This is a genomic window from Mesorhizobium sp. LSJC269B00 (assembly GCF_000502815.1).
Classification (GTDB): domain Bacteria; phylum Pseudomonadota; class Alphaproteobacteria; order Rhizobiales; family Rhizobiaceae; genus Mesorhizobium.
Map to the genome: position 1 here is coordinate 177,995 of NZ_AYVN01000009.1, position 22,505 is coordinate 200,499.

Genomic DNA, 22,505 nt, shown 5'->3' on the forward strand with positions numbered 1-22,505 from the left:
CCTATTTCCCTGCGCCTTCGAACCAGGCGACCAGCAGCGCCCGTTCCTTGTCGCTGATCTGGGTGACGTTGGCGGGCGGCATGGCGTGGCTGCGCCCGGCCTGCAAATAGATTTCACGCGCATGCTCGGCAATGCCGGCGTCGGTGTCGAGCATCACGCCCTTCGGCGCATGGTAGATGCCTTCATAGACCGGCTCGGCCGTATGGCACATCGAGCAGCGGCCAAGCACGGTGTCGCGCACCGCCGGGAAATGCGACGAGGCGATATAGACTTCGGCCGCGGCGGATGCCTTGAGCTCGCCGATCAGTATTTTCGGCGCTGTCGACAGCCACATGATGATGACGAACAGCACCGCAGCCGCCATCCAGGTCCAGTGCGGGTTGCCGGCACGCTTATGCACGGTGTTGAAATAGTGCCGGATCAAGACGCCGATGATGAACACCAGCGAGGCGATGACCCAGTTGAACTCCGTCGCAAACGCCAGCGGATAGTGGTTCGACAGCATCAGGAACAGCACGGGCAGCGTCAGGTAATTGTTGTGCAGCGAGCGCTGCTTGGCGATCTTGCCGTATTTCGGGTCGGGCTTGCGGCCGGCAATCAGGTCGGCGACGACGATCTTCTGGTTTGGAATAATCACCATGAAGACATTGGCCGACATGATCGTGGCGGTGATGGCGCCCAGATGCAGGAAAGCGGCGCGGCCGGTGAACAGATGCGTCAGACCCCAGGCGATGAACACCAGCACGCCATAGAGCACCAGCATCAGTCCGGTGTCACTTTTGCCGAGCGGCGACCGGCAGAGCAGATCGTAGACTACCCAGCCGACGCCGATGGTGGCCATCGACAAAAGGATGCCGACCGGCACCGACATCGGCAGCACATTGGGGTCGATCAGGAACAAATCGGCGCCGGCATAGTAGACCACGCACAGCATGGCGAAGCCGGACAGCCAGGTGGCGTAGGATTCCCACTTGAACCAGGTCAGGTGTTCCGGCATTTCGGCCGGCGCCACCAGATATTTCTGGACGTGGTAGAAGCCGCCGCCATGCACCTGCCATTCCTCGCCGAATGCGCCGGCCGGCATGCCGGGGCGCTGGCGCAGCCCAAGGTCGAGCGCGACGAAATAGAAGGACGAGCCGATCCAGGCGATGCCGGTGACGACGTGCAGCCAGCGCACGGCGAAACTCAGCCAGTCCCAGAAAATCGCGAAATCCATCATGTGAAATCGTCCCTGCCGATCGGCTGACTTTACGGTGTGGGGCGCAAACGAAAAGAGGCGAGGTGTACGATGACTTTCAAAAAAAAATGGAAAATACTAGGCTGACCACGTACGCCGCCACATAAAGAGCCACGAATGGCCTATCTCGACAACATCGCCGTCTTCGTCCGCGTCGTCGAGCTTGGTAATCTCTCGGCGGCAGGCCGCGACATGCGCATTTCGCCGGCGGTCGCCTCCAACCGCATCAAGGAGCTGGAAAAACACCTCGGCGTGCGGCTGTTCAACCGCACGACACGGCAATTGATGCCGACGGAGCATGGCACGGTGTTCTACTCCGGCGCCAAGCAGGTGCTGGAGGCTATCACCGAGGCGGAAGCCGCGGTTTCGGCGCTTTCCGGCCAACCGCGCGGCACCATCAAGGTGACCGCACCGCTCGGCCTCGGACGGCGGCTGGTGGCGTCGGGCATTCCGGATTTCCACGACAAATACCCCGATATCGAGGTGCGGCTGAGGCTCTCCGACCACAATATCGACATCATGAAGGAAGGCATCGACGTCGCCTTCAAGCTCGGCATCATCGAGGATTCCAGCCTGCGGATGCGCGGCATCATGGAATGTGAACGCGTGCTGGTGGCGGCACCGAAATATCTCGAAGCGCGCGGCGAGCCGGTGGAGCCACAGGAGCTGATCGGCAAGAAGCACGACTGCCTGATGCTGCGCTATTCCGGGGCGCGCGAATATGTCTGGACGCTGCAGACGCCGTCCGGCCCGCAGAAATTCGAGGTGCACGGCCCCTACGACACCGACGATGGCGATGTGCTGACCGGCTGGGCGCTGTCGGGCCGCGGCATCATCAACAAGCCGCGCTTCGAGGTCGAACCCTTCATCCGCGACCGGCGGCTGCAGGTCATCCTGGCCAGCACGCCGCCAACGCCGGTGCAGTTCGCCGCCGTCTATCCGCACAAGAAGCTGCAGGATCCAAAGGTGCGGCTGTTGCTCGACTTCATGGCCGAGCGTTGCCAGCGGCTGATCAAGGATTTGCTGGCCGGCAAGTGAGGGGCTGTTGGCCCAGTCGCCAGGGTTGTCTTACAAGCAGGTGACCTTAGGTTCGCATACGCCGCCCTATGATCGATGGTCCCATGCCGACTGACCAGCAAGCCACAATGCATCTTGCCGTTTCGCTCAACATTACTTCCGGGCAGCCGCTCGGGTTCAGCGACCTGGCCGGCTTTGCCAAGCAAGCGGAAGCGGCGGGGCTGGACATGATTGTCCTCGATGATTCCGCGCCGAACAGCGCCGGGTCGAGTTCTTTCGAAGCGACGACCTTGCTGGCGGCGCTGGCGACGGTGACAAGTCGGATCGGCCTTGTCGCTGCAGCCTCGACGGTGGCTCACCAGCCGTACAATCTGGCGCGCCGTCTTGCTTCGCTCGACATCATCAGCCATGGCCGCGCCGGCTGGCACGCGACCATGGCGCAGGCGCCACGGGAAGCCGCCAATTTCAGCCGGCCGGATGGATTTTCCGACGATGTGTTCCGCCGCCGCACGCAGGAATACATCGGCATCGTTCAGCGCCTGTGGCAGGGCTGGGATGCCGACGCGCTGCTGTTCGACAAGATCGGCGGCCGCTTCCACGATCCCGAAAAAATGCACCTGCTCGACCACAAGGGCGAATGTTTCTCCGTGCGCGGGCCGCTGAACGTCGCGCGCTCGCCGCAGGATACGCCGGTGCTGGTGCTGTCCGGCCTGTCCGAGGCCGATCTGGATATGGCCGCCCGCACCGCCGATGTCGTCCTGCTGGACAGACCCACAAAGGACCCCAAGGCGCGCCATGACGATCTCAAGCGCCGCGTTGTGGCCTGCGGACGCGATCCGGGTGCGGTCAAGCTGCTGCTGAACGTTGGCGCAGATGTCGCTGCCAACGCGCTCGAAACATGGTTCAGCTCGCAAAGCTGCGACGGGTTCAACATCGCAATACCGCCTGCGGCGATTGACGGTTTCATCGGCCGCGTGCTGCCGGAATTGCAGCGCCGCGGCCTCGTCCGCCCGGATTATCCCGGCACCACCTTGCGCTCTCATCTCAGACTTGCCGGAGGAGCGCAATGACCCGCCAGATGAAGCTTGGCGCCTTCCTGTGGGCGACGGGCCACCACATCGCCGCCTGGCGTCACCCCAAGGCGCATGTTACTGCAGGCATCGACATCGATCATTACATCCAGCTGGCGCGCACGGCGGAAGCGGCGAAGTTCGACATGGTGTTCTGCGAGGACGCCGCCGGTCTGCGCGAAGCCAATGTCGGCATCGCCAGCCAGACCTCACGCTCGATCGGCTTCGAGCCGATCAGCCTGCTGTCCGCGCTCGCCGTGCAGACCAGCGGCATCGGCCTCGTTTCGACGGCGTCGACCAGCTACAACGAGCCCTACGGTCTGGCGCGCACCTTTCTGTCGCTCGATCATCTGAGTGGTGGCCGGGCTGGCTGGAACCTGGTGACGTCGGCCAGCCCCATCGAAGCCGCCAATTTCGGCGCGATGGGCCTGAAACCCCATGCCGACCGCTACGAGCGGGCGCGCGAATTCGCCGAGGTGGTATCAGGACTTTGGCAAGGCAGTGGCTTTCACGGTCACAACGGCCAGAGCTTTTCGGTGCGCGACCCGCTCGACCTGCCGCGCTCGCCGCAGGGCGCGCCGGTGATGGTGCAGGCCGGCGCCTCGGATGTCGGCCGCGACCTTGCCGCCCGCACCGCCGACGTCGTGTTCACGGCGGCGCAGACCCTCGAGGAAGCCAAGGGCTTTTACGACGACCTCAAGGGCCGTATGGCTGCCTATGGGCGTCAGCCCGACGACATCAAGATCATGCCGGGCGTCTCCCCCGTGGTGGCGGAAACCGAGGCCGAAGCGCGGGAGAAACAGGAGGAATTGCAGGCGCTGATCCCCGACGATGTCGGCGTGGCGCTGCTGTCCAGCTATCTCAGCATCTCCGATCTCGGGAGCTATCCGATCGACGGACCGATGCCCGAGCTGCCGGAGACCGAGGGAATGAAAAGCCGCCAGGCGCTGGTCATCGAACAATCGCGCCGCAACGGCCTGTCGATCCGCCAGCTTGCCCGCCATTTCGCCGGCGCACGTGGCCATTGGCGTATCGTCGGCACGCCGGCGCAGATCGCTGACGAATTGCAGGCGCGGTTCGAGGGCGGCGGCGCGGACGGCTTCAACGTCATGCCGTCATACTTCCCCGGCGAGCTCGATGCCTTTGCCACGCTGGTGGTGCCGGAACTGCAGCGGCGCGGACTGTTCCGTCGGGAATACGAAGGCAGCACCTTGCGAGATCATCTCGGCCTGAAGCGGCCTGCTTAGCCGCGCCGAAGCTTAGCCGGCCATCATCTTATGCTGGACTTCATGGTCGGCATTCGGCGCGGTGTTGTGAACGACCAGTGCCGTCATGATCTCGGCTGCCGCGAGCGCCGCGATCACCGGCGGGCGCTTGTCCCTGACGGCGTCGCCGCCGATCGGGGAGACGAGGCGGGCCAACTCAGCCTCCGTGCCATCCGCCGATTTCAGGAACCAGTTCCTGAACGTCGCTCTCTTGGTTTTCGAGCCGATCATGCCGACATAGGCCGCGTCGTCGCGCTTCAGCGCCTCGGCGACGATGAGGAAATCCAGCGCATGGTCGTGGGTGAGGATGGCGAAGGCGGTGCCGGCGGGGGCGTTTCGCACCTCGGCCTCGGGCATCGGCGTCAGCAGCGTCTCGACGGTTTCCGGCATGCCTTCCAGCGCTTCGGCCCGCGTCTCGATGACGACACCACGCACGGGAAGAAGTGCAACGGTCGAGGCCAGCGCCTGGCCGACATGGCCGCCGCCGAAGATATAGACATGCGGCAGGTGGGCTTCCTCGGCTTCTGCGGCCGCGATCAGCTCGGCAGCAAGCGCGGCATCGACGATACGGATCAAGACTTCGACGCGCCCGCCGCAGCACTGGCCGATCTCGGGACCTAGCGGCACGTCAAGCGTGGCGCGGACTTCATCGACCGCGATGCGGGCTTCTTTACCCTCCCCCTTGTGGGGAGGGTCGGTGAGCGGACGCCGCGTGGCGGCGTCCGCGAAACGGGGTGGCTTTGCACGATCGTCCGCACCCCCNCGCCGACCCTCCCCACAAGGGGGAGGGTGAAGACCCCACCATCTGCCTCGCCTTGTCGATCGCCATGTACTCGAGCTGACCGCCGCCGATCGTGCCAAAAGTCGCCGCCTGCGAGACGAGCATGAAGGCGCCCTTCTCGCGGGGGGTCGAGCCCTTGGTACTGGCCACTTCGACCAAGGCAAACCGGTCGGCGCTGGCGAGAAAAGCTCTGAGCCTTTGCACTTTCGACTTCATATTTCGCATTCCCGTACGGGAAATATAGGGTTTTTCAGTCTGAATTGCACGTTTTGCCAGAATCCAGGTCAGAGTCAGGCGCTATTCTTGGCTTCACCCTTCAGCCGTTCGATCGCCATCAGCACCCGTTCTGGTGTTGCAGGAGCGTCGAGACGCGGACAGACCTTATGATCGGCCACACTTGCCACCGCGTCCGACAGCGCATGCAGCACAGACATGCCGAGCGGGAAGGGCGGTTCGCCGACCGCCTTGGAACGGTGCACCGTCGGCTCGTTGGCCTCCGGCCAGTCGGCCAGCGTGACGTTGAATATCTTCGGCCGGTCGGACGCGAGCGGGATCTTATAGGTCGACGGCGCATGCGTGCGCAGCCGGCCCTTGCCGTCCCACCACAGCTCCTCCGTCGTCAGCCAGCCCATGCCCTGGATGAAGCCGCCCTCGATCTGGCCGAGATCGATGGCGCGGTTCAGCGAGCGGCCGGTTTCATGCAATATGTCGGTGCGCTCGACGACATATTCGCCGGTCAGCGTGTCGACCGAGACTTCCGAGCACGAGGCGCCATAGGCGAAATAATAGAACGGACGGCCCTCGCCCTTGTCACGGTTCCAGTGGATTTTCGGCGTCTTGTAAAAACCCGCCGCCGACAGTTGGATGCGGGCCATATAGGCCTGCTTGACGAGGTCGGTGAAGGCGATCTCCTGGTTGCCGATGCGCACCCGGTTGGGCAGGAAAAGCACCTGCTCGCGCGGCACCTGGTATTTTTCGGCGGCGAAGTCGGTCAGCCGTTCCTTGATCTGGCGGGCGCCGTTCTGCGCCGCCATGCCGTTGAGGTCGGTGCCGGACGACGCCGCGGTGGCCGAAGTGTTGGGCACCTTGCCGGTGGTCGTCGCGGTGATCTTGACCTGGTCGAGGTCGATCTGGAACTCTTCCGCCACCACCTGCGCCACCTTGACGTAGAGGCCTTGCCCCATCTCGGTGCCGCCGTGATTCAGATGCACCGAACCATCGGTGTAGACATGCACCAGCGCGCCGGCCTGGTTGTAGTGGGTGGCTGTGAAAGAGATGCCGAATTTGACCGGCGTCAGCGCCAGGCCGCGCTTGATGAAGCGGCTGTTGGCGTTGAAGGCCTGGATGATGCGGCGGCGCCCCGCATAGTCGGCGCTCGCCTCCAGCTCGGCGACGATGCGGTGGATGATGTTGTCCTCGACCGTCTGGTGATAAGGGGTGACGTTGCGGCCCCCGTCTTTATCACCACTGGTGCCATAAAAATTCTGCTTGCGGATTTCGAGCGGGTCCTTGCCGACGGCAAAGGCAACCTCGTCGATGACCCGTTCGGCGCCGACCATGCCCTGCGGGCCGCCGAAGCCGCGAAACGCCGTGTTCGACACGGTGTTGGTGTAAAGCGGCGCCGATTGCGCATGCACCGCCGGCCAGAAATAGGTGTTGTCGCAATGGAACAGCGCGCGGTCGGTGACCGGTCCGGACAGGTCCGAGGAAAAGCCGCAACGCGCCGCAAACATGAAATCGACGCCTAAAATGTTGCCGTCGTCGTCGAAGCCAACGTCGTAGTCGACAAGGAAATCATGGCGCTTGCCGGTGGCGATCATGTCGTCGTCGCGGTCGGGCCGGATTTTTACCGCGCGATGGTGTTTCTTGGCGGCGATCGCAGCCAATGCCGCAAACTGGTTGCCTTGCGTCTCCTTCCCGCCGAAGCCGCCACCCATGCGGCGGATTTCCACTGTGATGGCGTTGCTCGGCACGCCCAGCGCATGGCTGACCATGTGCTGGACTTCGCTCGGATGCTGGGTCGAGGAAAAGATGGTGACGTCCTGGTCTTCGCCGGGGATGGCCACGGCGATATGGCCTTCGAGATAGAAATGCTCCTGGCCGCCGATGCGCATCTTGCCCTTCAGCCGGCGCGGCGCCGCCTTGATCGCGGCAGCGGCATCGCCACGCTTCAGCGTGAGCGGCGGCGTGACCAGCTTGTCCTTGCGGGGGTCGAGATCGCCAATGTCGGTGACGAAAGGCAATGGACTGTATTCGACCTTGGCCAGCCGGGTGGCGCGGCGCGCCTGTTCGCGCGTCTTGGCAATAACGCAGAAGATCGGCTGACCATAAAACTGCACCTTGTCGTCGGCCAGCACCGGCTCGTCGTGTCGACCGGTCGGCGAAATGTCATTTTCGCCCGGAACGTCCTTGGCCGTCAGCACATCGACGACGCCCGGCGCCGCGCGCACCGCCGACAGATCCATTTTGCTGATCGTCGCATGCGTCGCCGTGGACAGGCCGAGGCAGCCATGCAGCATGCCCGCCGGTTCCGGCATATCGTCGATATAGACCGCGCTGCCGCTGACATGCTTGTGCGCGGAATCGTGGCGCTGGTCGGCGGCGACGCCACCGGAAATCTTCTGCGCCTTGAGATCTGGAGAGGCGTGCTTGTTCATCAGGCCGCCTCGTTGCGTGACACCTGGAACGGCGCCTTGCTGCCGCTGGTTTCGGCAAAAAAGCGCAGCAGCAGGTTCCTGGCCGCCAGCGCCCGGTATTCGGCCGATGCCCGCATATCGGTCAGCGGGGTGAAATCGCCGGCATATTCAGCCATGGCCGCTTCCACCGTTGTCTCCGTCCACGGCTTGCCGAGCAGCGCTTTTTCGACACCGAAAGCCCGCTTCGGGGTGGCCGCCATGCCGCCATAGGCGATGCATATATCGGCCACGGTTCCGTCCTTGGCCAGGTCGAGGAAAAAGGCGCCAAGGGCTGCGGTGATGTCCTCGTCGCGGCGCTTGGTGATCTTGTAGACGGCAAACTTTGTGCCCTTGGCCGGCACGGGAACGTGCACGGCCTGGACGAATTCGCCTGGCTGCCGGTCCTGCTTGCCATAAGCGATGAAGAAATCCTCAAGCGCGATGGTGCGCCGCTTCTTGCCGCGGCGCAGCGTCAGTTGCGCACCAAGCGCGATCAGGGGCGGCGGCGTGTCGCCGATCGGCGAGCCATTGGCGATGTTGCCGCCGATGGTGCCCATGTTTCGTACCTGTTCGCCGCCGATGCGGTCGAACAATGGCCCGAGCGCGGGGATGCGCTTGGCCAGTGTCGCGAAGGCGTCGGTGTAGGTAACGCCGGCTCCGATGGTGATGACGTCATTGTCTTCGGAGATCGCGCACAGCCCCTCGAGATTGCCGATGAAGACTACCGGTGAGATGTCGCGCATGTGCTTGGTGACCCACAGGCCGACGTCGGTCGAGCCGGCGACAACAGTGGCGTCGGGTTCCTTATCCAGTACAGCGGCGAAATCATCGGCGTTGGCCGGGACGACCAACCTCAGCTTGCCGGCGCCGATTTCGACGCGGGCACCGTCATGCATAGCCTCGAGCCTGGCGGTGATCGCCTTGCGCTCGGCCGCCAGCGGATCCTTCGCCGCCTTGCCGTAGCTGGAGATGGCACGCGCGGCGCGCATGATTGCCTCATAGCCGGTGCAGCGGCAAAGATTGCCTTGCAAGGCCTTCTCGATCGCCGCATTCGACGGGTCCGGCGACTTCATCCACAAGCCGTAGAGCGACATGACGAAGCCCGGCGTGCAGAAGCCGCATTGCGAAGCGTGGAAATCGACCATCGCCTGCTGCACCGGATGCAATTGGCCAGGCGCGCCGCGCAGATGCTCGACGGTGACGACATGGGTGCCGTCGAGCGAACCGAGGAAACGGATGCAGGCGTTGACGCTTTCATAAACCAGCTTGCCGGCGGACAATTTTCCGACCAGGACCGTGCAGGCGCCGCAATCGCCCTCGGCGCAGCCTTCCTTGGTGCCGCGCAGCGAGCGGTCGAGCCGCAGCCAGTCGAGCAAGGTCGCGTCGGGCGCCACCGACGACAGCGCGACATCCCTGCCATTGATGATGAAGCGGATCTCGTTGCGTATTGTGATCTTGGCCATGCGTCAGCTCCCCCTGTAGGTCGAGTAGCCATAAGGAGAGATAAGCAACGGCACGTGATAATGCACGGATTCCGCCATGCCGAAGCGGATCGGCACACTGTCGAGGAAGGCCGGTTCCGGCAGTTTGGTGCCCTGGCCGCGTAGATAGTCACCGGCGGCGAACACCAGTTCGTATTCGCCGAGGCGGAATTCCGCTCCTGCCAGCAGCGGCGCATCGCAGCGGCCGTCGGCATTTGTGACGATGGTCTTCAAATGTATCCGCGCGTCGCTCTCAAGATGATAAAGCGCGATCGACAGGCCCGCCGCCGGCTTGCCGGTCGCGGTGTCGAGCACATGCGTCGTCAGACGTCCGCCATCGGCTCTCGACGTTTCTGCCACTGGCGCCTCCCATTTCCGATACAGCCGAACAAAGCAGTGAATTGTGCGCCAATTAAAGGCGATGCATAAGTCCCGGTCGAGCGGAGTGGCACAAAAACACTTTCAAAAATTTCGGGGGAATGCGCGAGCAACCCTTTCGACTATCCTGATCACAACTTCCGGCAGCGTCCGGCGGGGAGGGGCAATGCGTTACTCTAGAGACATGCGCGGCTACGGAGCCAATCCGCCGGATCCGAAATGGCCGGGCGGTGCGCATGTGGCCGTCCAATTCGTCGTCAACTACGAGGAAGGCGGCGAGAACTGCGTGCTGCACGGCGACAAGGCCTCGGAAGCCTTTCTGTCGGAAATCGTCGGCGCCGCGCCCTGGGTCGGCCAGCGCCACTGGAACATGGAATCGATCTACGAATATGGCGCGCGGGCAGGCTTCTGGCGGCTGCTGCGCCTGTTCAGCGAGGCGCAAGTGCCGGTGACCTGCTACGGGGTCGCCTCAGCATTAGCCCGGTCGCCCGACCAGGTGGCGGCGATGCAGGAGGCCGGCTGGGAAATGGCCTCGCACGGGCTGAAATGGATCGACTACCGCGACCACAGCGCCGAGGACGAGCGCCGCGACCTCGAAGCGGCGATCAAGCTGCACTACGAGGTGACGGGCCAACGGCCGACCGGCTGGTACACCGGCCGCACCTCGGTCAATACGGTGCGGTTGGTGGCCGAAGAGGGCGGCTTCGACTATGTGTCGGACACTTATGACGACGAACTGCCCTACTGGTTCGAGCACAGCGGCGGCGCGCAACTCGTCATCCCCTACACGCTCGATGCCAACGACATGCGTTTCGCCACGCCGCAGGGATTCAATTCCGGCGACCAGTTCTTCGCCTATTTGAAGGACAGTTTCGACACGCTCTATGCCGAGGGCAAAGCGGGCCGGCCGCGGATGATGAATATCGGCCTGCATTGCCGCCTCGTCGCACGTCCCGGGCGGGTGGCGGCGCTGAAGCGCTTCGTCGACTATGTCAGATCGCACGACAAGGTCTGGCTGGCACGGCGCATCGATATCGCTAGGCACTGGCAGGAGAACCACCCCTACCAGCCGGCGGCGCTCAAGCCGTCGAAGATGGCGTTCGAGACCTTCGTCGACACTTTCGGCGGCGTGTTCGAACATTCGCCCTGGATCGCCGAACGTGCCTATGAGCTGGAGCTTGGGCCGGCGCATGACAGCGCCGGCGGCCTGCACAATGCGCTCTGCCGCGTCTTCCGCGCCGCCAGCGAAACCGAGCGGATCGGCGTCCTCAACGCCCATCCCGATCTCGCTGGCAAACTGGCCGAAGCGAGACGCCTCACTGCGGAATCCACACGCGAGCAGGCCTCCGCCGGCCTCGACGCGCTGACCGACAAGGAGCGCGAGCTGTTTTCCAAGCTCAACGCCGCCTACGTCACCACCTTCGGCTTTCCCTTCATCATCGCGGTGCGGGGCAAGACCAAGGAGGAGATCCTCGCCGAGTTCGAGGCGCGCATCGGCAACAGCCGTGGCGTAGAACTCGATACCGCCTGCAAACAGGTCGAGCGCATCGCGCTGCTCCGCCTGAAAGACATGCTCCCGCTCTAATGAAATGACTGAGGGGTCAGGACCCAATGGATATGATCAAGACTGACCAGAAAACCTATTATGCACCGCATGGCGGCCATCCCGGCCAAAATGAGCTTTTGACCGGCCGCGCCGTCTTCACCGAGGCCTATGCCGTCATACCGAAGGGAGTGATGCAGGACATCGTCACCAGCCCACTGCCGTTCTGGGACGAGACCAGGGCCTGGATCATCGCCAGGCCGCTTTCGGGTTTCGCCGAGACATTTTCGCAGTACATCGTCGAGATCCTGCCCGGCGGCGGCAGCGACCGGCCCGAGCCGGACGCCGGCGCCGAGGGCGTGCTGTTCGTGGTTGAGGGCGAGTTGACCGTTTCGCTGGCCGGCAAGAAGCACGTGCTGCAAGCCGGCGGTTTTGCCTTCCTGCCGCCGGACAGCGGCTGGACGGTGCGCAACGAAGGTCGCGACGCCGTGCGCTTCCACTGGATCAGGAAGGCCTATGAGGCCGTCGACGGCATCGACGCGCCGGAAGTCCTGTTCAGCAGTGACCAGCAAATGGCGCCGACGCCGATGCCCGGCACCGAGGGTCGCTGGGCGACGACCCGTTTCGTCGATCCAGCCGACATGCGCCACGACATGCACGTCACCATCGTTACGCTCGAGCCTGGCGCCGTCATCCCATTTGCCGAGACGCATGTCATGGAGCACGGGCTCTATGTCTTGGAAGGCAAGGCGGTCTACCGCCTCAACCAGGACTGGGTCGAGGTCGAGGCCGGCGACTTCATGTGGCTGCGCGCCTTCTGCCCGCAGGCCTGCTACGCGGGCGGCCCAGGCAAATTCCGCTATCTCCTTTACAAGGACGTCAACCGGCACGCCAAGCTCGGCGGGGCGGGCATTGGCGGTCGCGCGCGGTGACCCGCATCACAGCGCGGCCGCTGACCCGCGAAAGCTTTGCCGGCTTCGGCGATGTCATCGACATGGGCGGCGGCAATCACTACCCGATCAATGGCGGCAAGACCGAGCGCTACCACAATCTCGCCACCGCTGAAGCCGCGGGACCGAATGCCCGCGTGCTGATCTCGATGGCGCGCGGCACGCCTTACGACCTGCCGATGAAGCTGACCATGGTCGAGCGCCATCCCTTAGGCAGCCAGGCGTTCATCCCGCTGTCACCGCGGCCTTTCCTGGTCGTCGTCTGCCATGACGGCAAGGACGGTCCGGGCGAGCCGCACGCCTTCATCACCGCACCCGGGCAAGGCGTCAACTATCCGCGCAATCTCTGGCACGGCGTGCTGACGCCGCTCGGCGAAGCGCAGGATTTCGTCATCGTCGACCGCGGCGGTGACGGCTCCAACCTCGAAGAGTTCCATTTCTCGCACCCCTACGAAATCCATCTCCCCAACGAGACCTGAGAAATGACCGACATATCGCTGATCGACCGCCTGCTCGATGTCATCGAGCACGACATCGTGCCGAAAACGGCAGAGGCCGTGGCCCATGGGAACAAGCTGTTCGGCGCCGCCATCCTGCGGAAGGGCGACCGCTCGCTGGTGCTGGCCGAAACCAACAACGAGATGGAAAATCCGCTCTGGCATGGCGAGGTGCACTGCCTGAAGCGTTTCTATGAAATGCCGAAAGCCGAGCGCGTCGACACCAAGGACGCCATCTTCATCGCCACGCATGAGCCCTGCTCGCTCTGCCTGTCGGCGATCACCTGGACCGGCTTCGACAATTTCTACTACCTCTTCAGCCACGAGGATTCACGCGACAGCTTTGCGATCCCGCACGATCTGAAAATCCTGAAAGAGGTCTTCACTCTTGATCCCGGCGGCTACAATGCCGAGAACGCTTATTGGAAGAGTTTTTCCATTCGCAGGCTGGTGCGGGCGCTGCCCGAGGCCGAGCGCGGCCGGCTTGAGGCAAGGATCGGCAATATTTCCGCCCGCTACGACGAACTGTCCGGCGCTTATCAGGCGCGCAAGGCCGAAAACGACATTCCGCTGAACTGACGCGGATTGCCTAGCCTACCTTCGCGTTTTTCAGCACCTCGTTGATCCTGGCCTGCCAGCCCTTGCCGGTCGCCTTGAATTTACTGATGACATCCTGATCCAGACGGATGGACACGACTTGCTTAGGCTTCTCAACGGCTGGCCGGCCACGAGCACGCCTTATGCTCTCGAAAAGTTCTGGAAACACTTCCGCGAAAGGCCTGGCTTGCGCCAACTGTTCGTCTGTCGTCTCCGCATCGTCGGGATCATCAACAATTTGTCTTTGAATTTCCACTTCCTCCGCATCGGTAAGCGGTCGAACACGCGATTTAGGATTGTTCATATACTGACCTTTCCTTTCGGCTGGCACGGCGCATCGAGATCACCGAAATCGCCTCCGAACCAAGCGGCTTGAAAATCACGGCCAGGATGATCTCTCCGAATTCGCCAATCGCCTTGAACCGGTCGGCCTTGGCTGGAAGGACGGTTGAAGTCGCAAAAAACTCAATATCGAGTTCGGCAAAATCGGGACCCCGGCTGTCCAGGTTCGTCACGCGCTTTGGCTCATCCCAAACGATTTTCAGGCGAAACCATCCTCATCACGTTGGGTTCAGTTAATAAATGTAATACATTAATTATAATCCTGCAACATCAGGGCAAAACAATCGGGCTACATATCGTGGCGTCGTCGCGGCGACACCGGCCGTCGCCCGTTTGACTTCATGACATGCCCGCTTCATGCGTCACTGACATCCTGGAGCATCGCATGAAAACCATCACCGAATTTCCCCGCAAGGTCGTCGAATTCCCCGATATGGGCATCGTCATGCCGGATGGTTGCCGGCTGTCGGCGCGGGTTTGGATGCCGGAGGACGCCAGCAGCGATCCGGTGCCGGCGGTCCTCGAGCACCTGCCCTATCGCAAGCGCGACGGCACCATCTTTCGCGATCAACTGACGCATTCCTATTTTGCCGGCCACGGCTACGCCTCGATCCGCGTCGACATGCGCGGCAATGGCGATTCCGAAGGTCTGATGGACGACGAATATTCCGAGCAGGAATTGCAGGACGCCTGCGATGTGATTGCCTGGGCGGCAGCACAGCCCTGGTGCAACGGCAGTGTCGGCATGATGGGCATTTCCTGGGGTGGCTTCAACTGCCTGCAGGTGGCGGCCAAGCAGCCGCCGGCGCTGAAGGCGGTGATCAGCCTGTGCTCGACCGTCGACCGCTACGCCGACGACATCCACTACAAGGGCGGCTGCCTTTTGACGGAAAATTTCGGCTGGGCCTCGACCATGTTGTCCTATTCGTCGCGCCCGCCGGATCCGCTGATTGCGGGCGACAACCGCTGGCGCGACCTCTGGCTGACGCGGCTGGAGAACCAGTCTTTCCTTCTGCCGCTCTGGCTCAGCCATCAGCATCGCGACGCCTATTGGAAACGCGGTTCGATCTGCGAGGATTTCTCCGCGGTCAAAGCCGCCGTGCTGTCGATCGGCGGCTGGCATGACGGCTACCGCAACACGATTTCGCATCTGGTCACCAACATCCAGGCACCGGTGAAGGGCATTGTCGGGCCATGGATCCACAAATACCCGCATTATGCCGAACCCAAACCCGCCATCGGCTTCCTGCAGGAGGCGTTGCGCTGGTGGGACAGCTGGTTGAAGGGCGTCGACACCGGCGTCGAGGCCGACCCGGACTACCGCGCCTATGTCATGGACAGTGTGCGGCCGGCGCGCTGGCACCCGGAGCGGCCGGGCCGTTGGGTGGCCGAACAGGAATGGCCGTCTCCCAACATCAAGGTCGGGGCGATCGAACTCATTGCTGACGGCGTCAGGCCGGCGATCGTGGCGACCCCGCAAAGCTGCGGGCTCGCCGGCGGCGAATATTTTCCCTTCACCTTTGGCCCGGAACTGCCGGGCGACCAGCGCCCGGACGATGCGCTGTCCGTCTGCTTCGATCAGCCTGTGCTTGCCGAGACACTCGACATCGTCGGCGCGCCGGAGCTTCTCATCCGGGTGTCGTCCGATCGCCCGCAGGCGAACATCGCGGTTCGACTGTGCGACGTGCACCCCGACGGCGCCTCGGAACTGATCTCCTACGGCGTGCTCAACCTGACGCATCGTTCTTCGCACGAACAGCCGCAAGCGCTGGTGCCGGGCGAAACGGTTTCGGCGCGCGTTATTCTCGACCAGTGCGCCTACCGCGTGCCGGCCGGACACCGCCTGCGCATCGCGGTTTCCAATGCTTACTGGCCGATGATCTGGCCGTCGCCGGAGCCGGTGCGGCTCGACCTTTCAGCGGCGACGCTGAGGCTGCCGCTGCGCCCGCTCGCAAAAGCCGACGAGACCTCGTTCCAGTCTCCCGAAGGCGCAACACCCTGGGCAACCGCGACAGTTCGTGCAGCGAATTCCGAGCGTCACGTCGATTGCGATGAGAAGACCGGCATCGTCACGCTGTCGATCACGGATGATTTCGGCGAAGTGCGCGATCTCGCGCATGGGCTGGCCAATGGCAGCATTGCCCGCGAGAGCTGGACGATCCACCCCGACGACCCGCTGTCTGCCTCGGGCCGCACGCACTGGACGCAGACCTTGTCGCGAAACGGATGGTCGGTGCGCACCGAGACGTCGGCTGAAATGCGCTGCGATGCGCAAAACTTCATCGTCAGCGCCAGAATCGAAGCCTATGAGGGCGAAACGCTGGTTTTCGAACGCGATTTCGAAGAGACGATCCCGCGCGACCTGCTCTGAGCGTCCACCCGACTGGTCCAGTTGCGACGCACGATTTACGCCACGGCATGTCGCATTCCGTCTTGCTTACGGCTTTGCCTTCCGGTCAATATCCCTTTGGTAACAACAAGCAAAAAACGACCATAAGGTCGAACCAACAGAGTGAGGAACTCAAATGTCCAACGAACTCGAATATCTGAGCCGGCGCGTTGCGTCCGGCAAGCTGAGCCGTCGTGATTTCCTCGGCCGCGCCGCAGCACTCGGCGTCACAGCGCCCTTCGCCAATATGCTCCTTTCCAGTGCGGCTCGCGCGGAAGGCCCGGTCAAGGGCGGCACGCTGAAGGCCGGCCTCGTCGGCGGCGAATCCACGAACAGCCTGGACCCGGCTTTGTTCATGACGCAAGTGCCGTTCGCTTTTGGCAAGATGTGGGGCGAACTGATCGTCGAGCTGTCTCCGGAAGGCAAGCTCGAGAACCGCATCGCCGAAGAGATCGGCTCGTCGGACGACGCCAAGGTGTGGACGCTGAAAATCCGCGACGGCGTCGAATTCCACAACGGCAAGACGGTGACCGCTGAGGATGTGGCGGCAACGCTCGAGCGCCATTCTGATGAAAAGTCGAAGTCCGGCGCGCTGGGCTACATGAAGGGCATCGACAGCATCAAAGCCAGTGGCAAGGAAGTCGTCCTGACGCTGAAGGAGGCCAACGCCGACCTTCCCTATCTCCTCAGCGACTACCACCTCATTGTCCAGCCCAACGGCGGCAAGGACAAGTCGGATGCCGGCATCTCGGCAGGACCCTACAAGGTCACCACCAACGAGCCCGGCGTGCGCCATGGCGGCGAGCGCTTCGCCAATTACTGGCAGGCCGACAAGATGGGCCATGCCGACCAGATCGAGATCATCGTTATCAACGACGCGACCGCGCGCACGGCGGCCCTGCAGGGCGGCCAGGTCAACATGATCAACCGCGTCGAGCCGAAGATCGTCGACCTCATCAAGCGCGTACCGGGCGTCACCATCCGCAACCATGCCGGCCCCGGCCACTACGTCTTCATCATGCATTGCAACACCGCGCCCTTCGACAACAGCGACCTGCGCATGGCGCTGAAGCTCGCGATCGACCGCGAAGAGATGCTGAACAAGGTGCTGCGCGGCTACGGCTCGCTCGGCAACGACTTCCCGATCAATTCGTCCTATCCGCTGTTTTCCGAGATCGAGCAGCGCAAATATGATCCCGACAAGGCCAAGTTCCACTACAAGAAGTCGGGCCATGACGGCACCGTGCTGCTGCGCACCTCCGACGTCGCCTTCCCGGGCGCGGTCGACGCCTCGCAGCTCTTCCAGCAGAGCGCGGCCAAGGCCGGCATCAAGATCGAGCTCAAGCGCGAGCCCGGCGACGGCTACTGGAACGAGGTCTGGAACAAGCAGCCCTTCTGCGCCTCCTATTGGGGCGGCCGCTCGACCCAGGACCAGATGTACTCGACCGCCTATCTGTCGACCGCCGACTGGAACGACACCCGTTTCAAGCGTCCGGACTTCGACAAGCTGGTGCTGGCCGCACGCGCCGAACTCGACGAGACCAAGCGCAAGCAGATGTACCACGACATGGCCGTGCTGGTGCGCGACGAGGGCGGCCTGATCCTGCCGATGTTCAATCAGTTCATCGATGCGACAGGCGCCAAGGTCGGCGGCTGGGTAGACGATCCGCATCAGGAGCTGATGAACGGCTACGCGCTGGCGAAGTGCTGGCTCGAAGCCTGAGCCCGGCTTTGCGGATATGTCCTCACCCGTCGTGAAACTTGTGGCCCAGCGCGTTGCGCTGGGCATCGTCCTCTTGCTGGCCGTTTCGGTCCTGATCTTCGCCGGCACCCAGATCCTGCCCGGCGACGTCGCGCAAGCCATTCTCGGACAGTCGGCGACGCCGGAATCGCTCGCCAATCTGCGCGAGCAGCTCGGCCTGAATCAGCCGGCTTACATCAGGTATTTCCATTGGCTAGGCGGTGTGCTCACCGGCGATCTCGGCACGGCGATGTCGAGCGGCCAGGATATTGCCACGTCGATCAAGGGGCGGCTGTGGAACACGCTGTTCCTCGCCTTCTGGGCTGCGATCGTGGCCGTGCCGCTGGCCATCATCCTCGGCCTGATCGCCGTGCGTTACCGCAATGGCTGGGTCGACAAGCTGATCTCCGGCCTGGCGCTCGCCTCGACATCTTTCCCGGAATTCTTCATCGGCTATGTGCTCGTCTATTTCTTTGCCGTGAAGTATCAATGGTTCCCGGCCATTTCCACGGTCTATGACGGCATGCCGTTCGGTGAGCGCATGCAGGCGATCGCGCTGCCGGCCACCGCGCTGACGCTGGTTGTGCTGGCGCATATGATGCGCATGACCCGCGCGGCCATCCTCAACGTCATGCAGTCGGCCTATGTCGAGACGGCGGAACTGAAAGGCCTGTCGGCCTTCAACGTCATCCGCAAGCATGCTTTCCCCAATGCCATAGCGCCGATCATCAACGTGGTCATGCTCAACCTCGCCTACCTCATCGTCGGCGTCGTCGTGGTCGAGGTGATCTTCGTCTATCCCGGCATGGGACAATATCTGGTCGACCACGTCACCAAGCGCGACGTGCCGGTGGTGCAGGCGGTCGGCCTGGTCTTCGCCGCCGTCTATATCAGCCTCAACATCATTGCGGACATCGGGGCGATTGTCGCCAATCCGCGCCTCAGACATCCGAAATAGGCGGCGGGCATGCTCGACATCAAACGCATCCCCATCCCCGCACTGATCGGCATCGTGCTGACAGCTATGTTCGTGCTGGCGGCAGTTTTCGCACCGTTGATCGCACCGTACGGCAATGCCGAAATCGTCGGCGATGTCTGGGAACCGATGACGGCGGCACATTTGCTGGGCACCGACAATCTCGGTCGCGATCTTCTGTCGCGCATGATCTACGGCGCTCGCATCACGCTGTTCATTGCGGTGCTGGCCACCGCGCTGTCATTCTCGCTCGGCGCCATCCTCGGCTTTTCGGCGGCGGTGTTCGGCGGCTGGTTCGACACGCTGCTGTCGCGCCTTGTCGATCTGCTGATGTCGATCCCGACCTTGATCATGGCGCTCGTCGTGCTTTCGGTGCTGCCGACCAACCTGGTGACGCTGATCCTGGTGATGGGCGTCCTCGACTCGACCCGCGTCTACCGGCTGTCGCGCGCGGTGGCCGTCGACATCAACGTCATGGATTATGTCGAGGCCGCCAAGCTGCGGGGCGAAGGCAGCGGCTGGATCATCTTCCGCGAGATCCTGCCCAACGCGCTTTCGCCGCTGGTCTCGGAACTTGGCCTGCGCTTCATCTACGCGGTGCTGTTCTTGTCGACGCTGTCCTTTCTCGGGCTTGGCGTGCAACCGCCGGATGCCGACTGGGGCGGCATGGTCAAGGAGAACAAGGACGGCATCGTCTTCGGTATCGGGGCGGCACTCATTCCCGCCGCGGCGATCGCAGCACTGGCGATTTCGGTCAATCTGGTCGCCGACTGGGTGCTCAACCGCACGACAAGCCTGAAGGGAGGACGCGGGTGATGGCTGACACAAAAGCAAAGCCCGGCCTGCTGCTCGATATCCGCAATCTGCGCATCGAAGCGACAGTGTTTCCGCCCGGCGAGGCGCCGAAGAACATCGTTTTGGTCCACGATGTCTCGCTGACGCTGGAAAAGGGCAAGGTGCTCGGCCTGATCGGCGAGTCCGGCGCCGGCAAGTCGACCATCGGCCTGTCGTCGATGGGCTATGGCCGTGGCGGCGTGCGCATCACCGGCGGAGAGGTGCTGCTCAACGGCCGCGATATTCTCAAGGGCGGCAAGGAAGGTTTCCGCAAATTGCGCGGCCGCGAGGTCTGCTATGTCGCGCAGTCGGCGGCCGCGGCCTTCAATCCGGCGCACAAGCTGATGGACCAGGTGGTGGAAGCAACGCTGCTGCACGGCACGGCGACACGCGCCGAGGCCGAGAAACGTGCCGTGGCGTTGTTCAAGAAGCTCAGCCTGCCAAACCCCGAAATCATCGGCGAACGGTTCCCGCACCAGGTCTCAGGCGGCCAGTTGCAGCGCGTGATGACGGCTATGGCGCTGTGTTCGGAACCTGACCTGATCGTCTTCGACGAGCCGACCACGGCACTCGACGTGACGACGCAGATCGACGTGCTGGCGGCGATCAAGGACGCCATCCGCGACACCCATGTCGCTGCGCTCTACATTACCCACGATCTTGCCGTCGTCGCCCAGGTCTCGGACGAGATCATGGTGCTGCGCCATGGCAGGCTGGTCGAATGGGGCGGCACTCGCCAGATCATCAAGGAGCCGCGCCAGGAATACACCAATGCGCTGGTCTCGGTGCATGAGATCGAGCATGCCGAGCAGAAGCCCGGCGCCGCGCCGTTCCTGTCGGTCAAGAACGTCACCGCCGCTTACGGCGGCAGCCACGTCAAGGTGCTGAAGAACGTCTCGGTCGACATCTATCCGGGACAGACGCTGGCGGTCGTCGGCGAATCCGGCTCTGGCAAGTCGACGCTGGCGCGCGCTATCACCGGGCTGTTGCCGCCCGGGGAAGGCACCGTCACCTTCGATGGCAGGCCGCTCGCCAACCGGCTTGCCGACCGGCCGAAGGAGGATCTGCGCCAGTTGCAGATGATCTATCAGATGGCCGACGTGGCGATGAACCCGCGCCAGACCGTCGGCACCATCATCGGCCGGCCGCTGGAATTCTACTTCGGCATACGCGGCCGCGAGCGCGACAAGCGCGTCGCCGAACTGCTCGACGAGATCGAGATGGGCAAGGGCTTTCTCGATCGTTATCCGGCCGAACTCTCCGGAGGCCAGAAACAGCGCGTCTGTATCGCCCGCTCGCTCGCCGCCAAGCCCAAGCTGATCATCTGCGACGAGGTGACATCGGCGCTCGACCCGCTGGTGGCCAACGGCATTCTCAAGCTGCTGCTCAACCTGCAGCAGCACGAGAAGGTCGCCTACCTCTTTATCACTCACGATCTGGCGACGGTGAAGTCGATCGCCGATTCGATCGCGGTGATGTACCGCGGCGAGGTGGTGCGCTACGGCGCCAAGAGCAAGGTGCTGACGCCGCCCTTCGACGCCTATACCGACCTGCTGCTGTCGTCCGTTCCCGAGATGGAGATCGGCTGGCTGGAAAAGGCGATCAAGGGACGGCGCATGGCGAGCGCGGGGAATTAGTAGGGAATTCGCGGCCTTTGTCGCGAAAACTTCCTTCAACGGCAAAAGCTTTCCGGAGCCGCCCATGGCGCTCAAGACCAAACTGCTGCTCATCATTCTCGATGGCGTGCCCTACCGGAACTGGCGCCGGCTGATGGGCAATCTCGAGGGCTGGGTGCAGTCGGGCGAGGCGCAGGTGTGGAAGATGCGCTCGGTGCTGCCGTCGACCTCGGCCTGCTGCTATGCCTCGATCCACACCGGGGTTTCGCCGCAGGAGCACGGCATCCTATCCAACGAGAACCGTTTTCTCGTCAACAAGCCGGATATTTTCTCCGAGGTCAGCAAGGCCGGCGGCAAGACCGGCGCAGTGACGCATTCCTACTGGTCCGAATTCTTCCGTTCCTATCCGTTCGATCTGGTCGAGGACATGGAGTATGACGAGTCCAACGGACCGATCGCGCATGGCCGCTTCCACACCATGACCGGCTATAATGCCCGCAACCAGATGACGCCGAGCGATGTCGACCTGTTTGCGACGCTGACCATGCTGACCCGGCGCCATGCCATCGACTACGGGATCCTGCACACCTGCACGCTCGATTCGATGGGCCATCGCTTCGGCCATGACTGCCACGAAATGGACCATGCCTGCTATGCGATGGACGGCATGCTGGCAGCCTTCCTGCCGGGCTGGCGGCAAGCCGGTTACGAGGTGATCGTAACCGCCGACCACGGCCAGACAGACCGCGGCCATCATGGCGGCCGCGACGATGAAATGCAGGATTTCGCGCTGTATTATTTCGGAGCCGGCAAAGGGCCGGATCCGGACACGCTGCTTGATCAGCTGCAACTGGCGCCGACGGTGCTGAAGCGGCTGGGTGTGCCGGTGCCGGAGACCATGAAGGCTAAGCCGTTTTTGGGGTGACGGAGGTCGTCGCTACCCCCTCTCCCCGTCACTATACGGGGAGAGGGTAAGGGTGAGGGGCAGCGCAACATCAAACATAAATACCGGTTGTGTGCGTCAAGTTCTGCAAAAAGGGGCGGCCATGATGCTGGTCATGCGGCTTGGCGCAGAGCGAGCTTCTTGTGCTCGCGCAGGTCGTCCATGTTGATGTA

19 protein-coding genes and 1 pseudogene are annotated in these 22,505 nt (G+C 63.1%); 13 read left to right on the forward strand and 7 right to left on the reverse strand.

Translation table 11 applies throughout. The annotated features are described in order from the left end of the window. Position 1: 1 nt before the first annotated feature. Complete coding sequence (locus X771_RS143950) at positions 2–1,219, reverse strand: urate hydroxylase PuuD (protein ID WP_023689254.1); 1,218 nt, start codon at positions 1,217–1,219, stop codon at positions 2–4. A 135-nt stretch (positions 1,220–1,354) separates the two neighbouring features. On the opposite strand from X771_RS143950, the gene X771_RS143945 reads away from it, so the two are divergent. The 3 genes from X771_RS143945 (at position 1,355) to X771_RS143935 (ending at position 4,571) form a co-directional block, all read left to right on the forward strand. Next, positions 1,355–2,275, forward strand: a complete 921-nt coding sequence (locus X771_RS143945; protein WP_023671373.1) for a LysR family transcriptional regulator — start codon at positions 1,355–1,357, stop codon at positions 2,273–2,275. Between the two features lie 107 nt (positions 2,276–2,382). Then, positions 2,383–3,324, forward strand: a complete 942-nt coding sequence (locus tag X771_RS143940; protein WP_023689255.1) for an LLM class flavin-dependent oxidoreductase — start codon at positions 2,383–2,385, stop codon at positions 3,322–3,324. Then, entirely contained in the window at positions 3,321–4,571 is a 1,251-nt protein-coding gene (locus X771_RS143935; protein WP_023689256.1) for an LLM class flavin-dependent oxidoreductase, read from the forward strand. The genes X771_RS143940 and X771_RS143935 overlap by 4 nt, the downstream gene beginning before the upstream one ends. A 12-nt stretch (positions 4,572–4,583) precedes the next feature. Here X771_RS143935 and xdhC read toward each other — a convergent pair. From xdhC to uraH, 4 genes and pseudogenes are all read right to left on the reverse strand, one after another. Continuing rightward, a pseudogene (xdhC, locus tag X771_RS0134510) lies at positions 4,584–5,586 on the reverse strand (xanthine dehydrogenase accessory protein XdhC). A 74-nt stretch (positions 5,587–5,660) separates the two neighbouring features. After that, the gene (gene xdhB / locus X771_RS143930; protein ID WP_023689257.1) at positions 5,661–8,027 is read right to left on the reverse strand and encodes a xanthine dehydrogenase molybdopterin binding subunit; all 2,367 of its coding nucleotides are present in this window, start codon (positions 8,025–8,027) and stop codon (positions 5,661–5,663) included. Then, positions 8,027–9,508: a xanthine dehydrogenase small subunit gene (xdhA, locus tag X771_RS143925; protein ID WP_023689258.1), complete on the reverse strand. Its 1,482-nt coding sequence runs from the start codon at positions 9,506–9,508 to the stop codon at positions 8,027–8,029. The genes xdhB and xdhA overlap by 1 nt, the downstream gene beginning before the upstream one ends. Before the next feature lie 3 nt (positions 9,509–9,511). Beyond that, positions 9,512–9,886 (reverse strand): hydroxyisourate hydrolase, encoded by a 375-nt coding sequence (gene uraH, locus X771_RS143920; RefSeq protein ID WP_023683492.1) that lies wholly within the window; start codon positions 9,884–9,886, stop codon positions 9,512–9,514. 184 nt (positions 9,887–10,070) lie between these two features. Between uraH and puuE the strand changes: the two genes are divergently transcribed. Genes puuE through X771_RS143900 form a run of 4 tightly spaced genes read left to right on the forward strand, consistent with a single transcriptional unit; the run spans position 10,071 to position 13,473 of the window. Continuing rightward, positions 10,071–11,489: an allantoinase PuuE gene (gene puuE / locus X771_RS143915; protein ID WP_023671380.1), complete on the forward strand. Its 1,419-nt coding sequence runs from the start codon at positions 10,071–10,073 to the stop codon at positions 11,487–11,489. A 26-nt stretch (positions 11,490–11,515) separates the two neighbouring features. After that, a complete protein-coding gene (locus X771_RS143910; RefSeq protein WP_023689259.1) occupies positions 11,516–12,379 on the forward strand; it encodes a bifunctional allantoicase/(S)-ureidoglycine aminohydrolase in 864 nt (287 codons plus the stop codon). After that, the gene (locus tag X771_RS143905; RefSeq protein WP_023689260.1) at positions 12,376–12,876 is read left to right on the forward strand and encodes an ureidoglycolate lyase; all 501 of its coding nucleotides are present in this window, start codon (positions 12,376–12,378) and stop codon (positions 12,874–12,876) included. The genes X771_RS143910 and X771_RS143905 overlap by 4 nt, the downstream gene beginning before the upstream one ends. A 3-nt stretch (positions 12,877–12,879) precedes the next feature. Beyond that, positions 12,880–13,473 (forward strand): nucleoside deaminase, encoded by a 594-nt coding sequence (locus X771_RS143900; protein WP_023689261.1) that lies wholly within the window; start codon positions 12,880–12,882, stop codon positions 13,471–13,473. Between the two features lie 10 nt (positions 13,474–13,483). Here the strand turns inward: X771_RS143900 and X771_RS143895 are convergent, their stop codons facing one another. Both X771_RS143895 and X771_RS143890 read right to left on the reverse strand, forming a co-directional pair. Next, positions 13,484–13,795, reverse strand: a complete 312-nt coding sequence (locus X771_RS143895; RefSeq protein ID WP_023671384.1) for a BrnA antitoxin family protein — start codon at positions 13,793–13,795, stop codon at positions 13,484–13,486. Continuing rightward, a complete protein-coding gene (locus X771_RS143890; protein ID WP_023689262.1) occupies positions 13,782–14,036 on the reverse strand; it encodes a BrnT family toxin in 255 nt (84 codons plus the stop codon). The genes X771_RS143895 and X771_RS143890 overlap by 14 nt, the downstream gene beginning before the upstream one ends. Before the next feature lie 182 nt (positions 14,037–14,218). Between X771_RS143890 and X771_RS143885 the strand changes: the two genes are divergently transcribed. The 6 genes from X771_RS143885 (at position 14,219) to X771_RS143860 (ending at position 22,314) form a co-directional block, all read left to right on the forward strand. Continuing rightward, the gene (locus tag X771_RS143885) at positions 14,219–16,204 is read left to right on the forward strand and encodes a CocE/NonD family hydrolase (RefSeq protein ID WP_023689263.1); all 1,986 of its coding nucleotides are present in this window, start codon (positions 14,219–14,221) and stop codon (positions 16,202–16,204) included. 154 nt (positions 16,205–16,358) lie between these two features. After that, the gene (locus X771_RS143880; RefSeq protein WP_023689264.1) at positions 16,359–17,945 is read left to right on the forward strand and encodes an ABC transporter substrate-binding protein; all 1,587 of its coding nucleotides are present in this window, start codon (positions 16,359–16,361) and stop codon (positions 17,943–17,945) included. A 16-nt stretch (positions 17,946–17,961) separates the two neighbouring features. Beyond that, a complete protein-coding gene (locus X771_RS143875) occupies positions 17,962–18,921 on the forward strand; it encodes an ABC transporter permease (protein ID WP_023671388.1) in 960 nt (319 codons plus the stop codon). 9 nt (positions 18,922–18,930) lie between these two features. After that, complete coding sequence (locus X771_RS143870; RefSeq protein WP_023671389.1) at positions 18,931–19,755, forward strand: ABC transporter permease; 825 nt, start codon at positions 18,931–18,933, stop codon at positions 19,753–19,755. Beyond that, on the forward strand, positions 19,755–21,410 hold the full coding sequence (locus X771_RS143865) for an ABC transporter ATP-binding protein (RefSeq protein WP_023683485.1): 1,656 nt from the start codon (positions 19,755–19,757) through the stop codon (positions 21,408–21,410). The genes X771_RS143870 and X771_RS143865 overlap by 1 nt, the downstream gene beginning before the upstream one ends. Before the next feature lie 64 nt (positions 21,411–21,474). Further along, positions 21,475–22,314 carry an alkaline phosphatase family protein gene (locus X771_RS143860; protein ID WP_023689265.1) on the forward strand — a complete coding sequence of 280 codons (840 nt, stop codon included), beginning with the start codon at positions 21,475–21,477 and terminating at the stop codon, positions 22,312–22,314. The last annotated feature ends 191 nt before the right edge of the window (positions 22,315–22,505 follow it).

What these genes read in the sequence shown, in the direction of transcription:
- X771_RS143940 (WP_023689255.1), top strand. Translation starts at nt 2,383, where the DNA reads ATGCATCTTGCCGTTTCGCTCAACATTACTTCCGGGCAGCCGCTCGGG.
- puuE (WP_023671380.1), top strand. Translation starts at nt 10,071, where the DNA reads ATGCGTTACTCTAGAGACATGCGCGGCTACGGAGCCAATCCGCCGGAT.
- X771_RS143860 (WP_023689265.1), top strand. Translation starts at nt 21,475, where the DNA reads ATGGCGCTCAAGACCAAACTGCTGCTCATCATTCTCGATGGCGTGCCC.
- xdhA (WP_023689258.1), bottom strand. Translation starts at nt 9,508, where the DNA reads ATGGCCAAGATCACAATACGCAACGAGATCCGCTTCATCATCAATGGC.
- X771_RS143935 (WP_023689256.1), top strand. Translation starts at nt 3,321, where the DNA reads ATGACCCGCCAGATGAAGCTTGGCGCCTTCCTGTGGGCGACGGGCCAC.
- X771_RS143865 (WP_023683485.1), top strand. Translation starts at nt 19,755, where the DNA reads ATGGCTGACACAAAAGCAAAGCCCGGCCTGCTGCTCGATATCCGCAAT.
- X771_RS143910 (WP_023689259.1), top strand. Translation starts at nt 11,516, where the DNA reads ATGGATATGATCAAGACTGACCAGAAAACCTATTATGCACCGCATGGC.
- X771_RS143895 (WP_023671384.1), bottom strand. Translation starts at nt 13,795, where the DNA reads ATGAACAATCCTAAATCGCGTGTTCGACCGCTTACCGATGCGGAGGAA.
- X771_RS143880 (WP_023689264.1), top strand. Translation starts at nt 16,359, where the DNA reads ATGTCCAACGAACTCGAATATCTGAGCCGGCGCGTTGCGTCCGGCAAG.
- X771_RS143875 (WP_023671388.1), top strand. Translation starts at nt 17,962, where the DNA reads ATGTCCTCACCCGTCGTGAAACTTGTGGCCCAGCGCGTTGCGCTGGGC.
- X771_RS143950 (WP_023689254.1), bottom strand. Translation starts at nt 1,219, where the DNA reads ATGATGGATTTCGCGATTTTCTGGGACTGGCTGAGTTTCGCCGTGCGC.
- X771_RS143900 (WP_023689261.1), top strand. Translation starts at nt 12,880, where the DNA reads ATGACCGACATATCGCTGATCGACCGCCTGCTCGATGTCATCGAGCAC.
- X771_RS143945 (WP_023671373.1), top strand. Translation starts at nt 1,355, where the DNA reads ATGGCCTATCTCGACAACATCGCCGTCTTCGTCCGCGTCGTCGAGCTT.
- xdhB (WP_023689257.1), bottom strand. Translation starts at nt 8,027, where the DNA reads ATGAACAAGCACGCCTCTCCAGATCTCAAGGCGCAGAAGATTTCCGGT.
- X771_RS143870 (WP_023671389.1), top strand. Translation starts at nt 18,931, where the DNA reads ATGCTCGACATCAAACGCATCCCCATCCCCGCACTGATCGGCATCGTG.
- X771_RS143885 (WP_023689263.1), top strand. Translation starts at nt 14,219, where the DNA reads ATGAAAACCATCACCGAATTTCCCCGCAAGGTCGTCGAATTCCCCGAT.